Source organism: Halochromatium sp. (genome assembly GCF_054919635.1).
In genome coordinates this window covers 1-19,495 of the sequence record NZ_JBUDPI010000031.1, presented here as the reverse complement: position 1 = coordinate 19,495, position 19,495 = coordinate 1, and the positions used below count along the sequence as shown (strand labels likewise).

14 protein-coding genes are annotated in these 19,495 nt (G+C 62.1%); 6 read left to right on the top strand and 8 right to left on the bottom strand.

Features of this window, described 5'->3' with window-relative positions:
- Positions 1–67 precede the first annotated feature (67 nt).
- The 5 genes from ACY693_RS03720 (at position 68) to ACY693_RS03700 (ending at position 6,426) form a co-directional block, all read left to right on the top strand.
- Entirely contained in the window at positions 68–1,537 is a 1,470-nt protein-coding gene (locus ACY693_RS03720) for a four-carbon acid sugar kinase family protein (RefSeq protein ID WP_462320489.1), read from the top strand.
- Between the two features lie 88 nt (positions 1,538–1,625).
- Positions 1,626–3,110: an FAD-linked oxidase C-terminal domain-containing protein gene (locus tag ACY693_RS03715; protein ID WP_462320488.1), complete on the top strand. Its 1,485-nt coding sequence runs from the start codon at positions 1,626–1,628 to the stop codon at positions 3,108–3,110.
- 18 nt (positions 3,111–3,128) lie between these two features.
- On the top strand, positions 3,129–4,409 hold the full coding sequence (gene glcE, locus ACY693_RS03710) for a glycolate oxidase subunit GlcE (RefSeq protein ID WP_462320487.1): 1,281 nt from the start codon (positions 3,129–3,131) through the stop codon (positions 4,407–4,409).
- A gap of 7 nt (positions 4,410–4,416) precedes the next feature.
- The gene (locus tag ACY693_RS03705; RefSeq protein ID WP_462320486.1) at positions 4,417–5,829 is read left to right on the top strand and encodes a heterodisulfide reductase-related iron-sulfur binding cluster; all 1,413 of its coding nucleotides are present in this window, start codon (positions 4,417–4,419) and stop codon (positions 5,827–5,829) included.
- 33 nt (positions 5,830–5,862) lie between these two features.
- Positions 5,863–6,426: a nucleotidyltransferase gene (locus tag ACY693_RS03700; protein ID WP_462320485.1), complete on the top strand. Its 564-nt coding sequence runs from the start codon at positions 5,863–5,865 to the stop codon at positions 6,424–6,426.
- 691 nt (positions 6,427–7,117) lie between these two features.
- On the opposite strand, the gene ACY693_RS03695 is transcribed toward ACY693_RS03700, so the two are convergent.
- On the bottom strand, positions 7,118–10,195 hold the full coding sequence (locus tag ACY693_RS03695; RefSeq protein WP_462320484.1) for a valine--tRNA ligase: 3,078 nt from the start codon (positions 10,193–10,195) through the stop codon (positions 7,118–7,120).
- A gap of 549 nt (positions 10,196–10,744) precedes the next feature.
- On the opposite strand from ACY693_RS03695, the gene ppdK reads away from it, so the two are divergent.
- The gene (gene ppdK, locus ACY693_RS03690; RefSeq protein ID WP_462320483.1) at positions 10,745–13,519 is read left to right on the top strand and encodes a pyruvate, phosphate dikinase; all 2,775 of its coding nucleotides are present in this window, start codon (positions 10,745–10,747) and stop codon (positions 13,517–13,519) included.
- Between the two features lie 84 nt (positions 13,520–13,603).
- On the opposite strand, the gene ACY693_RS03685 is transcribed toward ppdK, so the two are convergent.
- The 7 genes from ACY693_RS03685 to ACY693_RS03655 all read right to left on the bottom strand — a co-directional run.
- Positions 13,604–13,810, bottom strand: a complete 207-nt coding sequence (locus ACY693_RS03685) for a hypothetical protein (RefSeq protein ID WP_462320482.1) — start codon at positions 13,808–13,810, stop codon at positions 13,604–13,606.
- A gap of 295 nt (positions 13,811–14,105) precedes the next feature.
- Entirely contained in the window at positions 14,106–14,726 is a 621-nt protein-coding gene (locus ACY693_RS03680; RefSeq protein ID WP_462320481.1) for a hypothetical protein, read from the bottom strand.
- A gap of 84 nt (positions 14,727–14,810) precedes the next feature.
- Positions 14,811–15,635 (bottom strand): Wzz/FepE/Etk N-terminal domain-containing protein, encoded by an 825-nt coding sequence (locus tag ACY693_RS03675; RefSeq protein ID WP_462320480.1) that lies wholly within the window; start codon positions 15,633–15,635, stop codon positions 14,811–14,813.
- Entirely contained in the window at positions 15,632–17,341 is a 1,710-nt protein-coding gene (locus ACY693_RS03670) for an ExeA family protein (RefSeq protein WP_462320479.1), read from the bottom strand. Before ACY693_RS03670 ends, ACY693_RS03675 begins: the two co-directional genes overlap by 4 nt.
- Before the next feature lie 244 nt (positions 17,342–17,585).
- On the bottom strand, positions 17,586–17,939 hold the full coding sequence (locus ACY693_RS03665; protein ID WP_462320478.1) for an STAS domain-containing protein: 354 nt from the start codon (positions 17,937–17,939) through the stop codon (positions 17,586–17,588).
- 20 nt (positions 17,940–17,959) lie between these two features.
- On the bottom strand, positions 17,960–18,445 hold the full coding sequence (locus tag ACY693_RS03660) for an ATP-binding protein (RefSeq protein ID WP_462320477.1): 486 nt from the start codon (positions 18,443–18,445) through the stop codon (positions 17,960–17,962).
- Positions 18,446–18,488: 43 nt separating this feature from the next.
- Positions 18,489–19,495, bottom strand: a 1,007-nt coding sequence (locus ACY693_RS03655; protein ID WP_462320476.1) for a PP2C family protein-serine/threonine phosphatase, incomplete at its 5' end; no start/stop codon positions are given.

The following is a 19,495-nucleotide window of genomic DNA, read 5'->3' as shown; positions in this document are numbered from 1 at the left end:
GGCTTTGAGTGGTCTAAGCAGACATCTGGATTGATTGGCGCCTTATAGAGTCTGACTGGGTCGAGATATGGCTGAACCTGTGACCAAGATTATTGCGATTGATGATGACCCGACGGGCTCGCAGACGGTGCATGGGTGTCTGTTGCTGACGCGCTGGGATGTGGAGACGCTGTTGGAGGGGCTGCGGGATGCGTCGCCGCTGTTCTTTGTGTTGAGCAATACGCGCGGGATGGATGCGACCTTGGCGGCGACGGTGACGCGGGAGATCTGTGTGAATCTGCGCGCGGCGTTGGCGCGGATGGAAGAGGCAGGGGAGCCGGTTCAGCCGGTGGTGGTGAGTCGCTCCGATAGCACCTTGCGTGGTCATTATCCGGTGGAGACGGATGTGATTGCGGACGAGTTGGGGCCGTTCCATGCGCATTTTCTGGTGCCGGCGTTCTTTGAGGGCGGGCGCGTGACGCGGGACGGGGTGCACTATCTCATTGTCGATGGCGAGCCGGTTCCGGTGCATGAGACGGAGTTCGCGCGGGATTCGGTGTTTGGTTTCCGCACGGCGTTTCTGCCGGATTATGTCGAGGAGAAGACGGGTGGGCGGATCAGTGCAGCGGAGGTGGAGCGGTTTTCGCTGGCGGATGTGCGTGGCAATTTGGAGGGGCGGTTGATTCGCTTGGAGGGGGATCGCTGTTGCGCGGTGGATGCGGAGGAGCAGGCGGATCTGAATGGCTTTGCGCGGCAGGTCATGGCGGTCGCAGGGCAGGGCAAGCGGTTTTTGTTCCGGAGTGCAGCGAGTTTGTTGACGGCGTTGGCGGAGCTGCCGCCACAGCCGGTGCCGGCGGCGGAGATGGCGGCCTTTGTGCGCGGCGGCCGGCCGGGCGTGGTGCTGATGGGCTCGCATGTCGGTAAGTCGACGCGGCAGTTGGAGCATCTGTTGGCGGAGACGGATGCGGTTGGGCTGGAGATCGATCTGGATCGGCTTGATGAGACCAGCGTGGCTGGGCTGGAGAGCGATCTAGAGGGTCTCGATCAGACAGATGTTGGGCTGGAGACCGATTTGGCTCGGCTTGACGCAACGGACGCGGCGAATGCGCTGGGTCCTAATTGGGATCAAGCGCAGTCTCGGGCGGTTGACGCGCTGGTTGCCGAGCTGATCATTGCGGTAGAAGCGGCGATCGGCGAAGGCCGCGGTGTCGTCCTCTATACCAGCCGCGGAGAGCGGCAGTTTGCGACCAAGGCCGAGCGTCTAGCCTTTGGTGATCGGGTAGCGGATCTGTTGGTGAAGATTGGCCAAGCATTGCCGGCTGACATCGGCTTTCTGATCAGCAAGGGAGGGATCACGTCGAACGATACCTTGAGCAAGGCGTTGGCATTGCGCACGGCACGGGTGCTGGGCCAGGTGCATGCGGGCTGTTCGGTGGTGCGCTGCCCGGAGGATCATCCACGCTTCCCGAATCTGCCGGTGGTGATCTTTCCCGGCAATGTGGGTGGTGATGAGACCTTGACTGAGGTGTATGAGCGGTTGTCCGCTTCTGCTAGGTGATAAGGGGAGCTCTCGTGACTCGGTGCCACCGTCAGCGCCATCCTGATGGATCGCAAGGATAGCTATACGTATTTTCCCCGAGAAACCGATGTCCAGAATCCCAGACGAACGCCCGCTGAATCCAAAGCCCGAGATCATCACCGAGCTGCGGCGTCTATTGCCTGCGGCGAGCGTGCTGGCGACGGAGGCTGAGCTGGCGCCTTATGAGTGCGACGGGTTGAGCGCCTTTCAGCAGCGGCCGTTGGTGGTGGCGCTGCCGGAGACGGTGGAGCAGGTCCAGGCGATCATGCGGCTCTGCCATCGGCTGGAGGTGCCGGTGGTGGCGCGAGGGGCTGGGACCGGGCTCTCAGGCGGCGCGCTGCCGTTGGCCGATGGGGTGTTGCTCTCGCTGGCGAAGTTCAATCAGATCGTTGGCATTGATCCGGCGAATCGCAGTGCCGTCGTGCAGCCAGGCGTGCGCAATCTGGCGATTAGCGAGGCGGCGGCACCGCATGGGCTGTATTACGCACCAGACCCATCCTCGCAGATCGCTTGCTCGATCGGCGGCAATGTGGCCGAGAATTCGGGTGGAGTGCATTGCCTGAAGTACGGGCTCACGGTGCACAACATCCTGAAGCTGAAGCTGGTCAGCGTCGAGGGCGAGCTGTTCGAGGTGGGCTCCGAGGCGCTGGATTCGCCGGGGCTGGACCTGCTTGCGTTGATGACGGGCTCCGAGGGGATGCTGGGAGTCATCGTCGAGGTGACGGTGAAGCTGTTGCCGAAGCCGGAGCGGGCGCAAGCGGTGCTGGCGTCGTTCGACAGCGTCGAGCGGGCCGGTGCGGCGGTCGCTGAGATTATTGGGGCAGGCATCATTCCCGCCGGGCTCGAGATGATGGACAACCCGGCGATTCGCGCGGCCGAGGCCTTTGTGCATGCCGGTTATCCGGTAGATGCTGCGGCAATCCTGATCTGTGAACTCGATGGCTTCAATGCCGAGGTCTCGGTAGATGTGATGCGGGTGCGTGAGCTGCTGCTCGGCGCCGGCGCCACCGATGTGCGTACGGCAACCGATGATGCTGAGCGCCTGCGCTTCTGGAAAGGGCGCAAGGCGGCGTTTCCTGCAGTGGGGCGCATCTCGCCGGACTACTACTGTATGGACGGCACCATCCCGCGCCGTGAGCTCGGGCCGGTGTTGAATCGGATCGCTGAACTGTCGGCTGAGTACGGGTTAGCCGTCGCGAATGTCTTCCATGCCGGCGACGGCAATCTGCACCCATTGATCCTTTACGATGCCAACAACCCCGGCGAGCTGGAGAAGGCGGAGACCCTGGGTGGCGCCATCCTCGAGCTCTGCGTTGAGGTGGGTGGCACCGTGACCGGTGAGCACGGCGTGGGCGTCGAGAAGCTGAATCAGATGTGCGTGCAGTTCAATCGCGCGGAATTGACGCAGATGCATGCAGTCAAGGCGGCCTTTGACCCAAAAGGTCTGCTAAATCCAGGCAAGGCGGTGCCGACCTTGCATCGCTGCGCGGAATTCGGCGCCATGCACGTCCATCATGGCGAGCTCAGGTTTCCCGAGCTGCCAAGGTTTTGAGCTGGCTCTTCAATTTCAATGAGTGACATCTTGGATACAAACGCCGAGCAGTCCCTCGTCGAGCAAGTCAATGCGGCGCATTCGGCGGGGACTGCGCTGTCGCTCCACGGCGGCAAGACCAAGGCCTTTTATGGCAATCCGGTGCAGGCTGATGCTGAATTAGATTGCTCGGTCCACCGCGGTGTCATTGCCTATGAACCGACGGAGTTGGCGATCACGGTACGAGCTGGCACGCCGCTGGGCGCGGTTGAGGCGGTGCTGGCCGAGCACGGGCAGGAGTTGCCATTCGAGCCGCCGCATTTCGGCGATCGGGCCTCGATTGGCGGGATGGTGGCAGCCGGTCTTTCGGGACCAAGCCGACCCTACGCGGCAAGCGTCCGCGACGCGGTGCTCGGTGTGCGGATGCTGAATGGCAAGGGCGAGATACTGGAGTTTGGCGGCCGGGTGATGAAGAACGTGGCCGGCTACGATCTGTCGCGGTTGATGGTGGGCTCGCTCGGGGTGCTTGGCGTGCTGCTGGAGGTCTCGATCAAGGTGATGCCGCGGGTGCCGGGGCGAATCACGTTGGTGCAAGAGCAGGATCAGGCGAGCGCCTTGGAGCTGATGCAACGCTGGGCCGGGCAGGCGCTGCCGATCACCGGTACGGTCTGGCTCGACGGCCGGCTACATGTGCGGGTCGCTGGGAGCGAGGAGGCGCTGAGCGAGACGCAGCGGATTCTCGGTGGGACGCTGATGGAGCCCGCGGACGCCGACGCCTTCTGGACCGCGGTGCGTGAGCAGCAGCTGGGGTGTTTCGCTGGTGAAGAACCGTTGTGGCGCGTCTCGGTGCCGCCAGCAACGGCGGCGGATGCGATTCCGGACGTTGACCTGATCGAATGGGGCGGTGCTTTACGCTGGCTGCGTCGCGAGACCCTTTTTGATGATGAGTTGCTGGGGGATGCTGGAACTGGGGCTAAACATTCGGGCGCCGCTCGGGGTGTCATCGGAGCTGATCGCGGGTATGAGATTGGATCTGGGGCGTCAGCCGCGGCGGTTCGCGCCTGGGCTGCAGCGGCAGGTGGTCATGCGACCCTGTTTCGCGCTGGCTTGAATGCTGGCTCGAGCATCGAAGCGAGCGCCGGATCGAGCACTGAAACGGGCCCAGGAACAACCGCCGAAATGCCACCCGGAGCGAGTGCTCGGCTGCCGAGTAAGGGCGTTTTCGCGCCGCTGAGTCCTGTCGCATTGCGCTTGCATCGGAATCTGAAGCAGGCCTTTGATCCAGCGGGCATCTTCAATCCCGGCCGGCTGTTCCGGTGAGTCAAGCATGCAGACGCGACTGATCCCTGCCCTGCTGGCGACCTCTGATGGACGCGAGGCCGATCGCATCCTGCGCAGCTGCGTACACTGCGGCTTCTGCACCGCCACCTGCCCAACCTACCAGCTCTTGGGCGATGAGCTGGACGGCCCACGCGGGCGCATCTATCAGCTGAAGCTGACGCTCGAGGGTGAGGCGCCGACTCGTACGACCCAGCAGCATCTTGATCGCTGTCTGACCTGCCTGAACTGCGAGACGACCTGTCCCTCCGGGGTCGAGTACCACAAGCTGGTTGAGATCGGCCGCGAGCGGATCGAGCGTTTGGTGCCGCGCCCTATGCATGAGCGGTTGATGCGCTGGGGTCTGCGCAAGGTGCTGCCCTATCCGAGCCGGTTCGTGCCGCTACTGCGCATTGGGCAATGGCTGCGACCGCTGCTGCCGGGGACATTGCGCGACAAGGTGCCGGTTGCGCTGTCGCGCTGGCCGCAGCGGAATGGCGCGGATTCTGGTGGCGCTGCGGGCGCTGCTATGCGTGCATCTGTTCGCTCCAACGCACCAGGCAGAGGCGCACTTGCGCCTGAGTCTGAGCCTGCTATTGGCGCTAGGAGTGCTGCAGTTGAGACTGCAGCTGAGGCGACGGAAACGCAGGACGGCATTGCATCCAGGCGGGTGTTGATGCTGGATAATTGCGTCGAGCCTGCGCTGACGCCGGCGACAGTCTTGGCGGCGAGGCGCGTGCTCGCCGCGCTTGGCATCGAGGTTGTTCAGCCTCTCGGTGGCGGCTGCTGCGGTGCGATCAGCCAGCACCTGGCCGCGCCCGACGAGGCTAAGCGCTTCATGCGCCGCAATATCGACGCCTGGTGGCCGGAGATCGAGCCGAGCGATCCGAAGCAAATGCCGGCTGAGGCGATCCTGATCACTGCGAGCGGCTGCGGCGCGGTGGTCAAGGATTACGGTTGGCATCTGCGCGATGACCCGAGCTATGCGACTAAGGCGGCCCGGGTCTCGGCAATGGCGCGCGATCTGAGCGAACTGATCAGCGCTGAGGACTTGGCCGGATTGCCGAGTCCCTTCGAGCGTGATCTGCCGAAGCGGATCGCCTTCCATGCACCTTGCACACTGCAGCACGGCCAAGGGCTGATGGGCCGAGTTGAGGCGTTGCTAACGGGCGTCGGCTTCGAGCTAACCCCGGTGCGGGATTCACATAGCTGCTGTGGGTCGGCCGGTACCTATTCGATCCTGCAGGCCGAGCTGTCGAAGCGGCTGCAGGCCGATCGTCTCGAGGCCCTGCAGGCGGGTGCTCCGGCGCTGCTCGCAACGGCCAACGTCGGCTGTCAGACGCACCTGGCCGCTGCCGCTGATAGACCTGTCTTGCACTGGATCGAGCTCTTCGATCCGGAGCGCGGCTCTGTGCTTGGGTAAGCGCTTGGGCTCCCTGAACGGCAGATTGGGTCTATGGATTTTCTTCGCGTGATTCGGCAGGTTTGCGGTTCTCTCGACAGCGCTGGGGTCAGCTACGCACTGATTGGAGGCTTTGCGATGGCCATGCGCGGTGTGCAGCGGGCGACGGTGGACCTAGACTTCATCCTGATGTTAGCAGATCTTGATCGCGCCGATCGTATCTTGGTTGGTCTCGGCTACCAACGTGCCTTCCAGAGCGAGAATGTCTCTCACTATATCGCTGATGATGCGTCCCTGGGACGCATCGATCTATTGCATGCCTTTCGGGGGCCAAGCTTAAGTATGCTTGCCCGAGCTGAGCGCCTTGAAGTTGCGGAGGGGTTGACCCTGCCGGTCGTTCAGGTCGAGGACATCATCGGGCTGAAGATTCAGGCGGCGTTTAACGACGCATGTCGAGAAACGGCTGATTGGCTCGACATTCGACTCCTGATCGAAACGTCCGCGCAGACCCGTCGAACCCTCGACTGGGAATTGATCGCGGATTATCTGGAGCTCTTTGAGCTGAGTCGAAAACGTCCCGAGCTGAAGGATTGGTATGACGAAGCTTACAGAGGCTGATCGTGCGGCATTCAGGCGCTTGATGGCGACCGGTTGGGTGGAGGCGTCAGCGCAGCGTAGTCCTGCCATCGTTGCCGCTACCACGGAGGCTCGCGAGCGTTACTGTCGCTGGGCAACCCAAGCCGCGCGCTTTTACCGTGGACAGAAGCCGGTTCGCTTCAGTGGCAAGCATTGGAGGTTGTGAGAGGGTTGCGCGCGGCATGCGTTTCACCGGTTGTGTCAGCTCTAATGAGCCATCTCTGCGCGGATGTCAGTGGCTTCGTCTATGACGATAAGTTTTAGGCCAATTGGGCGAGAAAAATGACACGACTGACAGGCCAGGAGCAGGACGTCGTTGCTTGGTCTGACTAAGCTGTTCGAGGCGGGTAACTTGCCCATGGATACCTTTCGTGCCCCAGTCTGTCCGGTGGCTTCAAATTTCTTGATGGTGGGTGCCGGTACAGTGCTGCCCATCGCAAGGGCGTTGCGCGATAGCTTCAGGGTCCTGCGTCGAGCCTTGATCCAAGCGGATAACGCTTGCTGGACATCGGTGGCCGAATGTAGGGATAGCTGACCCATGTTTAAACAGGATACTATGATGTCTTTATATCCTGAAATTGTCACTCATGTAGACATCATTGTATCCAGAATTGGCTTGTTCAAAGCGAGAATGTATGGTGTCAGGCTTATCAGGCTAGGGCCGAGCGGTGAGTCAGAGCGCTGTGATCCGTTCCCGCTGCAGGCTGAGGTTGGCAAGCGCTCCCTGTTGATCGGCAGCTCGGTCGCGCTCTTTCTGGACCACCGCTGCAGGCGCCTTGTCGACGAAGCTGGGGTTGGCGAGCTTCTTCTCGATGCGCTCGATGTCGGCGCTCAGCTTGGCGATCTCTTTATCGAGACGTTTGAGCTCGGCGTCTTTGTCGATGACACCGGCCATTGGGATCAGGATCTTCATCGCGCCGACCAGCGCGATGGCCGATTCTGGCGCCTTCGATTCGTCATCGAGCAAGCGGACCGATTCGGTGCGTGCAAGGAAGTCGAGGTAGGGGCGGGCCTGCTCGAGCCATTGCAGATCGCGCTCGTGGGCATTGGCGATCAGCACTGGCAGCTGCTTCGAGGGCGCAATATTCATCTCGCCTTTGATGCGGCGCACGCCGAGGATGAACTGCTGGACCCAACCGATCTCGGCCTCGGCATCGGGATCATCACGGGTGCTGTCGGTCCCTGGGTAGGGGGCGAGCATGATGGTTGCGATCTGACCGTCACCATCAGTACGGCGATCCGCGTTGTTGTCGGCATTGCCCGCAGAGCTGCCGTCGGTGGTGCTGACGAGCGGCCGCACCTTCTGCCAGATCTCCTCGGTGATGAAGGGCATGAAGGGATGGGTGAGGCGCAACAGCCGCTCAAGGGTCTGTACCAGGGTCCAACGGGTGCCGCGCTTGGCGGCATCGGACGCCGTTTCGCTGGTCAGGACCGGCTTCGAGAGCTCGAGATACCAGTCGCAGAACTCGCTCCAGGTGAACTCGTAGATGGCCTGGGCGGCGAGATCAAAGCGATAGGCGTCGAGTGCCTCGCGCACGGTGCCGACGGTTCGGTTCAATCGGCTCCGAATCCATCGATCGGCTGCGCTGAGCTCGAGTGCAGGTCGGCTCGCGCCATGTTCGTCCGCCATCGTTGCCGCTGAGATGTCCGCGGTGCTGGCCGGCGAGTTTGCTTGCTGCGGGCTCGGCTGTGCCGCTGTCGTGCCCGTACCTCTGTCCGTACCTGTCGATGGGCGCTGGCCTGCCGTCCTGTCGATGTCTTGGCCGCAGTCCTGCCCCTCGGTGTGCATCAGCACGTAGCGCGAGGCGTTCCAGAGCTTGTTGCAGAAGTTCCGATAACCCTCGACGCGGCCGAGGTCGAGCTTGATGTCGCGCCCGGTGGTGGCGAGGGCGGCGAAGGTGAATCGCAGCGCGTCGGTGCCAAAGGCGGGAATGCCATCCGGAAACTCTTTGCGCGTCTGCTTGGCGATCTTCTCGGCCAGGTGAGGCTGCATCATGCCCTTGGTGCGTTTGGCGACTAGGGGCTCGAGCTCGATGCCGTCGATCAGATCAATGGGGTCAAGGACATTGCCCTTGGACTTGGACATCTTGTTGCCCTGGGCGTCGCGCACCAGGCCGTGGATGTAGACGTCGCGGAAGGGCACATCGTCCATGAATTTCAGGCCCATCATGATCATCCGGGCGACCCAGAAGAAGATGATGTCGAAGCCGGTGATGAGCACCGAGGTCGGGTAGAAGGCGTCGAGGCGGTCGCTCTGCTCGGGCCAGCCGAGGGTACTAAAGGGCCAGAGTGCGGAGCTGAACCAGGTGTCGAGCACATCCTCGTCCTGGCGCAGCGGGTAGTCAGCGCTCAGGCCGTGTTTGTCGCGCACCTCGGCTTCGGAGCGACCGATGTAGATGTTACCTTCGTCGTCATACCAGGCCGGGATGCGATGGCCCCACCAGAGTTGGCGGCTGATGCACCAGTCTTGGATGTTGTGCATCCACTCGTAGTAGGTGTTCTTCCAGTTGTCGGGCACGAAGCGGATGCGCCCGTCCTTGACCGCGTCGATGGCAGGCCTGGCGAGTGGCTCGATGCGCACATACCATTGATCGGTCAGATAGGGCTCAACCACGGCGCCGGAGCGGTCGCCACGCGGGACGGGGAGGCGGTGATCGCGCACCTGCACCAACAGCCCCTGCGACTTCAGATCAGCAAGGATGCGCTCGCGCGCCTCGAAGCGATCGAGACCGCTATAGGCGCTCGGGATCAGCTCGCGTTCGTCGGGCGCATTGGTGCGGATCGCGGCATCGATGGTGAAGATGTTGATCAGGCCGCCGTGGGGCTGATCGGCGATCGGCGTCTCGTCACGGTGGCGCTGCCAGACCGCGTGGTCGTTGAAGTCGTGCGCCGGGGTGATCTTGACGCAGCCGGTGCCCAGCTCCGGATCGGCGTGCTCGTCGGCGATGATCGGGATGCGTCGGCCGGTGAGCGGCAGCTCGACGGTCTCGCCGATCAGGTGCTTGTAGCGTTCGTCGTCCGGATTCACCGCGAGCGCGCAGTCGCCGAGCATGGTCTCGGGGCGGGTGGTGGAGACGATCATCGCGCCGGTGCCGTTGGTCAGTGGGTATTTGAGGTCCCACATGTGGCCGGCCTCTTCCTCGGCGATGACCTCCAGGTCTGAGATCGCGGTGTGCAGTACCGGGTCCCAGTTCACCAGGCGCTTGCCGCGGTAGATCAGCCCCTCCTCGAACAGCCTGACAAAAACCTCAAGAACGGCATTGGACAGCCCTTCGTCCATCGTGAAACGCTCGTGCTGCCAGTCGAGCGAAGAGCCGAGCCGGCGCAGCTGCTGGGTGATGGTGCCGCCGGATTCGGCCTTCCATTTCCAGATGCGCTCGACGAATGCCTCGCGGCCGAGGTCATGACGGCTCTTACCCTCGGCCTCGAGCTGGCGCTCGACCACCATCTGGGTGGCGATGCCGGCGTGGTCGGTGCCCGGCTGCCAGAGGGTGGGCTCACCGCGCATCCGGTGGTAGCGCACCAGGGCATCCATGATCGCGTTGTTGAAGCCGTGCCCCATGTGCAGGCTGCCAGTGACATTGGGCGGCGGGATCATGATGCAGAATGGCGCTGCAGCGTCCCGGCCCTGACCACCCTGGCTGTCGGTACTGGCGCCCGCGCTCAGGTCTGGCGCAAACCAGCCGGCCTGCTCCCAGCGCTGATACCAGGTCGTTTCGATGGTCTTGGGGTCGTAGGTCTTATCCAACATTGGCAGAGGTCCTGCGCGTCTTGAGGTGGCGCTGATGCGGTGTCTTGGTCAGGGGCTGCGCTGATCCTGCTGCGATGGCGGTCAGCGGATGGGCGTGAAGAGCGCCAGTATAAACCGATCAGCGGCGGATGACGCAGAGGCAGTCAGGTAAACCAACGATGAAACAAGCAGTTGGCCCAGAATCGCCGAGTCTTGATCAGGGGCGGCACGGATGCGCAAGCCGTGTTGCGCGCTCGGCCCCAGTCGGTGGACTCTGTGGTTGGCTGGTCTTTCCAGGAGACGAGGCTCAGCGTACTGCTTGCTGGTTGCGCCCCCGGCCGTGCGCGGGCTGGTCGCGAGTGGCTTGCGATTTGCATTCAGTTTGGTGGCGAGCGCAGACAAAAGGGTCGGAGTGAGTCCCATTTTTCAATGGTGTCAGACTCGTTAAGGTCAGGCGATTGCGGACGATGACCCGCTACTCTGAAACCAGTTGATTTCGGACACTTCCCAACAGCGGCTGTGCTCGTTCAAATAGAGAGCATTGATGTTCCCAACCCGAGGACTGAGACCATGACCGAGACGACCAAGTGGGTGTTTGCCTTTGACGAAGGCGATGGCAAGAACAAGAAGCTGCTCGGCGGCAAGGGCGCCAACCTGTGTGAGATGACGCAGATTGGGCTCAACGTGCCGCCCGGCTTCGTGATCACCACCGATGCTTGCCTGGCCTATCTGGACCAGCCCGATCATCACCTGCCGACGGGCGTGATGGATCAGGTGCGTGACCAGATGGCGGCGTTGGAGCGCAAGACCGGCAAGGGGTTTGGCAACCCGGATAATCCGCTGCTGGTCTCGGTACGCTCGGGCTCGGCGATGTCGATGCCGGGCATGATGGACACCATCCTGAACCTGGGCCTCAACGAGGAGACACTGCAGGGCGAGATCAAGGCCACCGGCGATGATCGTTTTGGCTACGATTCCTACCGGCGCTTCATCCAGCTGTTTGGCAAGGTTGCGTTGGGCGTTCCCGACGAGGCCTTCGACCACGAGTTCAATATCGTCAAGGAAGCGGCGCATGCCAAGCAAGACGTCGATCTTTCTGCGGCGGATCTCAAGGAGATGAGCGAGCGTTTCCTGAGGGTGGTCGAGGAGCAGACCGGCAAGCCGTTCCCGTCCGACCCGATGGTCCAGCTCGAGATCGCGGTCAAGGCGGTCTTCAACAGCTGGATGGGCCGGCGTGCGGTGGATTACCGCAAGCAGTTCCACATCACCCCGGAGATGGCCAATGGCACCGCGGTCAATATCTGCACCATGGTGTTCGGCAACCGTGGGAATGATTCGGCGACCGGTGTGGGCTTCACCCGTAACCCGGGTACCGGCGAGAACAAGCTCTATGGCGAGTATCTGATCAACGCCCAGGGCGAGGATGTGGTGGCCGGTATTCGCACGCCGAAGCCGCTTGATCGGCTGACGGTCGAGATGCCGAAGATGGCCGAGGAATTGGCCGAGCTGCGCGCCAAGCTCGAGTCGCATTACCGCGAGGTGCAGGACTTCGAGTTCACCATCGAGCGCGGCGTGCTCTACTGCCTGCAGACCCGCAACGGCAAGATGAACGCCCACGGCATGGTGCGCACCTCGGTCGAGATGGAGCAGGAGGGGCTGATCAGTAAAGAGCAGGCGCTGCAGCGCATCGATCCGGTCAGCTTGGAGCAGATGCTGTTCCCGCGCCTGGACCCCAGCTCCAAGGTCGAGGCGGTCGCGCAAGGGCTGCCGGCCTCGCCGGGTGCTGCGGCTGGTGTCGCGGTGTTCGATGCCGACCGGGCGCATCAGCTCGGTCATGATCTGGGCCAGAAGGTGATCCTGGTGCGCGAGGAGACCAAGCCTGAGGATATCCACGGCTTCTTCGCCTCTGAGGGCATCCTGACGGCGCGCGGAGGCAAGACCTCGCACGCGGCGGTGGTCGCGCGCGGCATGGGTAAGCCCTGTGTCGCCGGTGCTGAGGGCATCAGTGTCGATGTCTCGCGGCGCGAGGCGATCGTCGGCGCCACCAGCTTCAAAGAGGGCGACACCATCACCATCGATGGCTCCTCTGGGCGCGTCTATCTGGGCGAGATCCCGACCGTGGAGCCGGATTTCACGCCTGAGCTCTCGACCCTGCTGCAATGGGCCGATGAGATGGCGCGGCTGAAGGTGATGGCCAATGCCGATACGCCCGAGGATGCCCGTAACGCGCGCAAGTATGGTGCAGTGGGCATTGGTCTGGCGCGCACCGAACGGATGTTCAATGCGACCGATCGGTTGCCGCTGGTGATCGAGATGATCGTCGCCGAGACCCCAGAGCAGCGCGATGCAGCGCTCGAGGCCTTGCTACCGCTGCAGCGGCAGGATTTCCGCGAGCTGTTCGAGGTGATGGCGCCGAATCCCGTCACCATCCGGCTGCTCGATCCGCCGATCCACGAGTTCCTGCCCGATGAGCATCAGCTCGAGCAAGACCTGGCCGACCTGCGAGCGCTGGCCGGAGCGACCCGTGGCATGACGGCGCTGGCCGGCTCGATGGGGCTGCTGCATACGCCGGAGAAGGCGCGGGATGAGTTCGATGCGGTGCGTCGGGTGATGGACCCGATGATGGTCGAGGAGGCGATCGCGAAGAAGGAGGCGATGCTGCGCAAGGTGCGCGCGCTGCACGAGACCAACCCGATGCTCGGCCATCGCGGTGTGCGCCTGGGAATCTCCTTCCCGGACATCTACAAGATGCAGGTGCGCGCGATCCTTGAGGCTGCGGCCGAATGTGCCCAGGCCGGGATCGATATCCAGCCGCAGATCAAGGTGCCGCAGGTGTGCACGGTGCAGGAGCTCAAGCGGGTCAAGGCCTATGTCGACGAGGCGCACGCCGAGGTGCAGGCCAAGCATGGTCAGCCGGTCAAGTTCAAGTTCGGCACCATGGTCGAGGTGGTGCGCGCTTGCATGCGGGCTGAGTCGCTCGCCGAGGAGGCCGAGTTTTTCTCGTTTGGCACCAACGACCTGACCCAGGCCGTGTTCTCATTCTCGCGTGAGGATGCCGAGAATAAGTTCCTGCCGCTCTACAACCAGTCCGACGTGCTGCACGACAATCCGTTCGAGGTCCTTGACGAGAAGGGTGTTGGTAAGCTGATGCAGCTCGCCGTCGATTGGGGTCGAGCTGCACGCAAGGATCTGCATGTGGGGATCTGTGGAGAGCATGGCGGACATCCGGCCTCGATCGCGTTCTGCGACCAGGCTGGACTCGACTATGTGAGCTGCTCGGGTCCGCGGGTGCCGGTCGCGCGTCTGGCAGCGGCCCAAGCCGCGTTGAAGCACCGTCCGCAATAGCCTCTCACCGCAATCAAGGCGGTCGCGCCGGTATGCACCGGCCGGCCGCTGCTGAATGGCGCGAGGGTTATCCTGATAGGCCTCTCAACGCCGCCGGTGGCTGCCCTTTGTGCTGATGATCGAGATCAGGATGAAGAGTCCTAACAGGATGCCGACGAGTAGGTCCATGCCTCCTGGCAGGAGGTCAATCGCCGGGGAGAGTCCGAAGTAGACAAAAAACAGGGCGGCAAATAGCAAGACGACGAGGGCTAGTGGGCGAAAAAAGGCGAATAAGCGCGATGAAAGCGACATTCTGGTGATCCTCTGATTCAGCACTTGGCGAGCTTCGAGACCAATAAACGCTCGACCCAGGTGCCACTGTAGCCTGAGCGAAAGACACTGGGGCCGGCTAGACGTCATCTCGGAACCATCGTAACAGCGACAGCGCGAATGGCGACGCCGCGTGGCCTTACGGCTGATCTCTAAGGATCAGACCGCAGCCGGTGAAGTTCTGAGCAACGCGCGGTGCGCATAACTGGGTCGAAGAGCTCGAGTAGCAGCGCAACAGACAGGGCGGCGCCAACGCCTAGGATGATGCCAGTGGCAATCAAGAGCTTGCGCAATGACGGCTCGGGGGTGTCAGGGGGCTGGCTTCTTCGAGGATGCTGAAGCCGGAATTGACTTGCCGCATCGCAACCTGAACCTCGGAGAGTCGCGCAGTCAGGCTATCGACTAGCTGGGCCTTGTCCTTGCTCTGGGAGTTGAGTGTTTTCCAGCCTGCTTGCGCAGCCACCAGCTGGCTTAGCCTTGAGCGCGATTCGTCGAGCGTCTTGCGCTGGGCATTGGCTTCGGCCTCGGCGATCTCGAGCTGATCATCGGTGTGCTGCTTGCGCAGGAGTAGCTCGTTGCGCTTCGGATTCGTCTCGTAGACCTTATCCGAGGTGCCTTCTCCGACACCCTCGGCGATCAGCTGCTCAAGGGTCTCGATCCGATGCTGCAGCCCGATGACCTTCGAGCTCCGCTCAGTGTATTGGCGCCGTACCTCTCGCAGCTCGCGCTGAGCGTCCGCGAGACGCTCATTGAGCCGGCTGCGGTAGCGTGAATCGGCCGTGACCATCCTTGGCTCGGCTTCGAGCTGGGCAGCGATGCGGTCCTTGGCTGCAGTCAGGGCCTCGACCTTGGCGAGGTTGGCGTTATAGCTCGCCTCGGTCTCGGTGATCAGATCCACAAGGGCTGCAATCTGGTTGTCGAGGCTCGAGATCTGGTTCGTCTCTGAGTAATCGAGGAGGCGCTCGTTGATCTGTTGCAGGTCCTAGCGCGCCTCACGCAGTTGCGCGTTGTACTCGTTATAGCGCTCTTTGATCCTACGAAAACGAATCTCGGAGCTGTTCTCTAGGAACAGCTCAGCGACGGTGCTGGCGATGCGAGCCGCCATCCGGGGATCATCCCAGGTCACGCTGATCGACAACAGCGTCGACGCGTTGTCGAGCTGAATCGAGATCGCAGAGGCGAGCGTCGAGCGCATCACCGAGATCCCGGCGCGCCGCATTGTCTCGTCGAGTGAGGTCGGAAGCTTGATGGTGTCGACAAAGGTTTGCAGCATATAGTGCTGCGGCTCGGGTCGGCGCGCATCGGCCTCCTGTGGGACGGCTTCGCTATTTGAGGTCATCAGGGTCGTGGTCGCACGCCACTCATGTGGCATTGCCTGCACCATCAAGAAGGACAAGACCACTGAGGCTAGGATGATGAGCGTCACTAGCCACTTGCGATGCCAGAGACCGCGCGCCAGGCGCATAAGGTCTAGGCTAGGATTCGATCGGCCCTTGTTCTCTGCATCGCGACGCTCGGAGACAGGCGACAGCCCGAGTCGATCGCTAGCCTCGTCGGCATCGAGCGCAGGCTCTTCGGCCGTCTTGAGTGACCAATCGGTTGAGGACAGCTGCCGGTCGTGGTGGCGATTGCCCGGATGATCAGCGCTCTGTCGTTGTTCGTTCGCCGGCTCGGCATCTGCTTGCGATTGGCTCCCAGCGTAACGAGCGCGAGGCAGATCCCAGGCTGATTCGCCGGGCTCCTGCTGTTGCTCGCCGGCGTACTGGCGTCGGCGCAGCGAGGCACCAATCTCCAGCTTCTTGCTCAAAGCTCGTTGGCGATCTCTTCTAGAGAGCCATGCCGGCGTAGATCATCGACGATGATACTGACCGTCTCCTCGTCAAGCTTACCGCCGTTGTGGGTGATGAGATGGGCAAGCGCTAGCTTACAGAGGCGGTTGATCTCGCGTGGAATGCCGCGGGTGGCTTGATGCACCAGCTGGACGGCGTGCTCGGTCACTGGTGGCTCACCGCGGAAGCCGGCGACTCGCAACCGATGCCGGATGTAGTAGCCGGTCTCAGCGCGGTCGAGGCCCTCCAGGTGAAAACGTAGGCTAATGCGCTGATCGACCTGAGGCAGTTGCTTGAGCTTGGTGCGCAGCTCCGGCTGGCCGATAAGGATCAGGGTCAGGAAGTTCTGCCGCTCCGAGGCGATATTGGTGAGGGCCTTCAGTCCCTCGATCGTCTCGGTCGCGAGCTGCTGGGCCTCATCGACGAGGATGACCAAGTGACGATTGCGGGAGGCGACCTGCTCTGAGAGCAGCCGCTTGAAGGCGGCAAGGCGCGTGTAGCGATCGGGGAAATTGCTTGCAGCGAGCCGTTCGCCTTGGATCTGACTCAGGATCTCGAGCAGGAGACCGTCGAAGTCGAGCAAGCTGTTCTCGATGCTGACGCGCAGATGCTCGCTATCGGTGAGTCGAGCATACAGAAGTGTACGCAAGAGCGTTTTTCCAGAGCCGATCTCGCCGGTCAGCAGGCCAATGCCCATGTTGCGATCCTGAGCGAGCAGGAAGAGCCGCGACAAGGCCTCGGCGTGGGCAGAGGATGGAAAGAAGAATCGCGTATCTCGGGTGTTTTCGAAAGCTGGCTGCGGTGGGTTATCGGGGCGCAGCGCTGCTTCGACTGGCTCAGTCGACGGTGATTCCGGGCTTGGCGGCTGCTGAGAGGCGTCTTCTTCTTGCGTTTGGGCGACTGCTGGCTGCGCCTTGAGCTCGGTCTCAAGCTCGGAGATGGGCAATGGCTCAGGCTCGGGTGTCATTGGGCTCCCTGGTAGCCAGGTCTCGTGATCGACGACCTGCGCGCTGTAGGCTGCGCTGCCATTCTTGCTCTGTTCTGGGTCAATCTGCAATTCGAACGCATAGGCGCCATCGCCAATCCCCGCATCGAGCAGATCCTGGCGGAACCGATCGGCGTTGCCTTGGCCGACGATCTTATCTTGGCAGTAGATGGCGATCTGCAGACGTTGCTCGGGGCTGTCTGGGTCAAATGCCCAACCGTGCGCAATGTCGTTGGCAACGCGGTCGAACTGGCCGCGAACGCGCGGGCCTGTCTGTTTATCGCTGGTGTCACAGAAGACGATCGGGTTGCCCGGCAAAGGCTCGCCCGAGTCGACGGCGCGGACGATGAGTTCATGTGGCTGGCCATCGAGCAGACCCTCATCCAGTGTGAGCGCGAAGGCATGGGCGCCATCGCCGATGCCGGCACTGGCGAGATCATCGCGGGGCTGATCTGCGATGCCACCGGCGCTCACTTCATCGTCGATCAGGAGCTCGATATGAAGCCGTTTGTCGGGCGCTGCGGGGTCGAATAGCCAACCACACAGCTGACCGTTGATGACGCGCTCGACGCGGCCACGCAGCCTGTGCATCATGAGCTCATCATTGGCAGCGTTGCCATTGACCCCCGGACAGGATTCTGTTTCGGTCGGGAACTGCTTTGCCGCCGACGGCTCGGCGGTGCGTCCTCTTGAAGTCAAGGGCGCAGCCTCAGCATGATCGGGTGTGTCAGAGCTCATAGGCTACGAGGACGAGTATAGGGTGGCTGATTGCGGCAAGTGCTTGTTGCTGTGAGCGCGTGTTGCTGCGAGCGCTTAGTGCTGTGAGCGCTTATTGCTGAGAGTATTGGGCGGACGACGATCTGGTGACGCTATCCTATCCTGGAGCTACTCGGCTGCTGGTGTCAGTCTCGCTGCCCTCCCCTGCCGTCTGGGCTAGTGTCATTCAGCTCTTGTTCTCCGCCAGAAAAAAGGCATCCACCGCGCTCTCGGTGTCGTCAAAGATCTGGCAGATCTTGTGAAGCTGCGTCAGCTCGAACAGTGCGCGCAAGGTGTCGTTCAAATAGGCGAGGTAGACGTCGCCTTGCTTGGTGCGAGCGGCCTGTAATGCCGAGACAATGGCAGCGAGTCCGCTCGAGTCCATGTACTCGGTTGCTGAAAGATCGATCACCATGCGCCCTTCGCCCTGTTCGATGATGGTCTTCAGCTCGCTGCGGACATCGCTTGCATTGGCCATGATGAGGCGCTGCGGCAGCGAGACGACGTCGACGCCGCGGGTTTGTTGATGCTGTACGTTCATGCTTGGCTCTCCGCGCCTGGTTAAGGTTGTGATGAGGGGCGTGCGGCTGATGCCTGATCAGGGCTGCCGTGCTCAGTCTGGTCTCCGAGTGGCTTGTCTCCGAGTGGCCGCGCGAGCCTAAGCAGGTTCTCGCCACCGATCCGCTCATAGTGTACATCTGGGAAGACGGCGCGAATGATCTTCCAGCCGCGGCCGCTTTCTGCGCTCTCGTCAACGATCTCACCGGAAGGTAGAGGTAGCGGCATCGGTAGCCCTTGGTCACGAAGCTCGACTTTGAGTACGCCTCCGCTGTGGTGAGCCTCGAGCAGGATGGGTTGGCCGGTCGTCCATAGGTAGGCGTGCTTGATCACATTGTTGACGGCCTCGACGACCGCCATCGGCAATAGGATACGCTCCAGTCCGTCGATGCCGGCCTCGACGGCCAGGGCTTCGAAGCTGCTTTGGACGCTCTCATGCCACGCCATATCGTGTGGGTTGCTGTCGATCTCGATCCTGATCATAGACATGAGGCTGGCGCTCCGATCGGGTTTTTTGACTGCGTCGATGCGGTCAGTGAGGACTCGACTCCGGGCTGTTTGCTGAGCTCGCTCGGTTAAGCGGACGTTCGATCATGAACAGCGAGATATCGTCATCGAATGGGGCCGCTCCCCGCCAGGCCCTGATTTGGGCTTCCAGCTGCTCGAGGGCAACGGTTGCAGGCGCCTCTGCCTGGGCCAACAAGGCCGTTTGGAATCGCTCGAGATCGAATGCGCGACCAGTGGCATCGAAGCATTCGGTGATGCCGTCGGAATAGAGGATGATACGGTCGCCGGCGCCAAGCGCGAAGGTTTGGTTATCGTAGTCAGCCTGGTCAAACATGCCAACGGGGAGACCGCCGGTATCGAGGATGTCGATCCGACCACCCTGGCGCAGGATCATCGGTGGTGGATGGCCGGCAATGGCGATCTGTCCTTCACCGCTGTAGCGATCGATGACGCCGTAGATCATCGTGGCGTAATTGGTCATCTCGCCGGCGGGGCGGCAAAGCTCTCGGTTGAGCTTGGCGAGCAGATGTCCAGGATCGAGATAGTCTTCGGGTAGGCCGACGATGCCGCTTAAGGGAACCAACGAGTGGCTGACCCCGGTCGACATCAGCGCTGCTGGGATGCCGTGGCCGGAGACGTCCAGCAGATAGAAGCCAATCAGCTGGTCTGAGAGTGGCACGAAGTTGAAGCTGTCACCTGAGACGTGCGCAGCCGGTAAGAAGAGCCAGGCCCCGGCAAGGGGTGCCATTGGCTTGCTCGATATCGGCAGCAGATCGCGCTGAATGCGTGCTGCGGCGGCAAGGTCGTTTTGGATCTGCTCGTAGGCTTGGTTGAGCGCGTCTCGTTGTTGTTTTAGGTGGTGGTTTTGCTCGCTGAGGCGGTCTTCCAAGCTGAGGATGCGGATGCCGACCTGCAGTCGGGCGCGCAGCACTTGAGCATCGAAGGGCTTGGGCACAAAATCATCGGCGCCGGCCTCCAGACCATAGACCAGGTCTATGTTGTCGGTGCGTCCGGTGAGCATGATCGTGTACA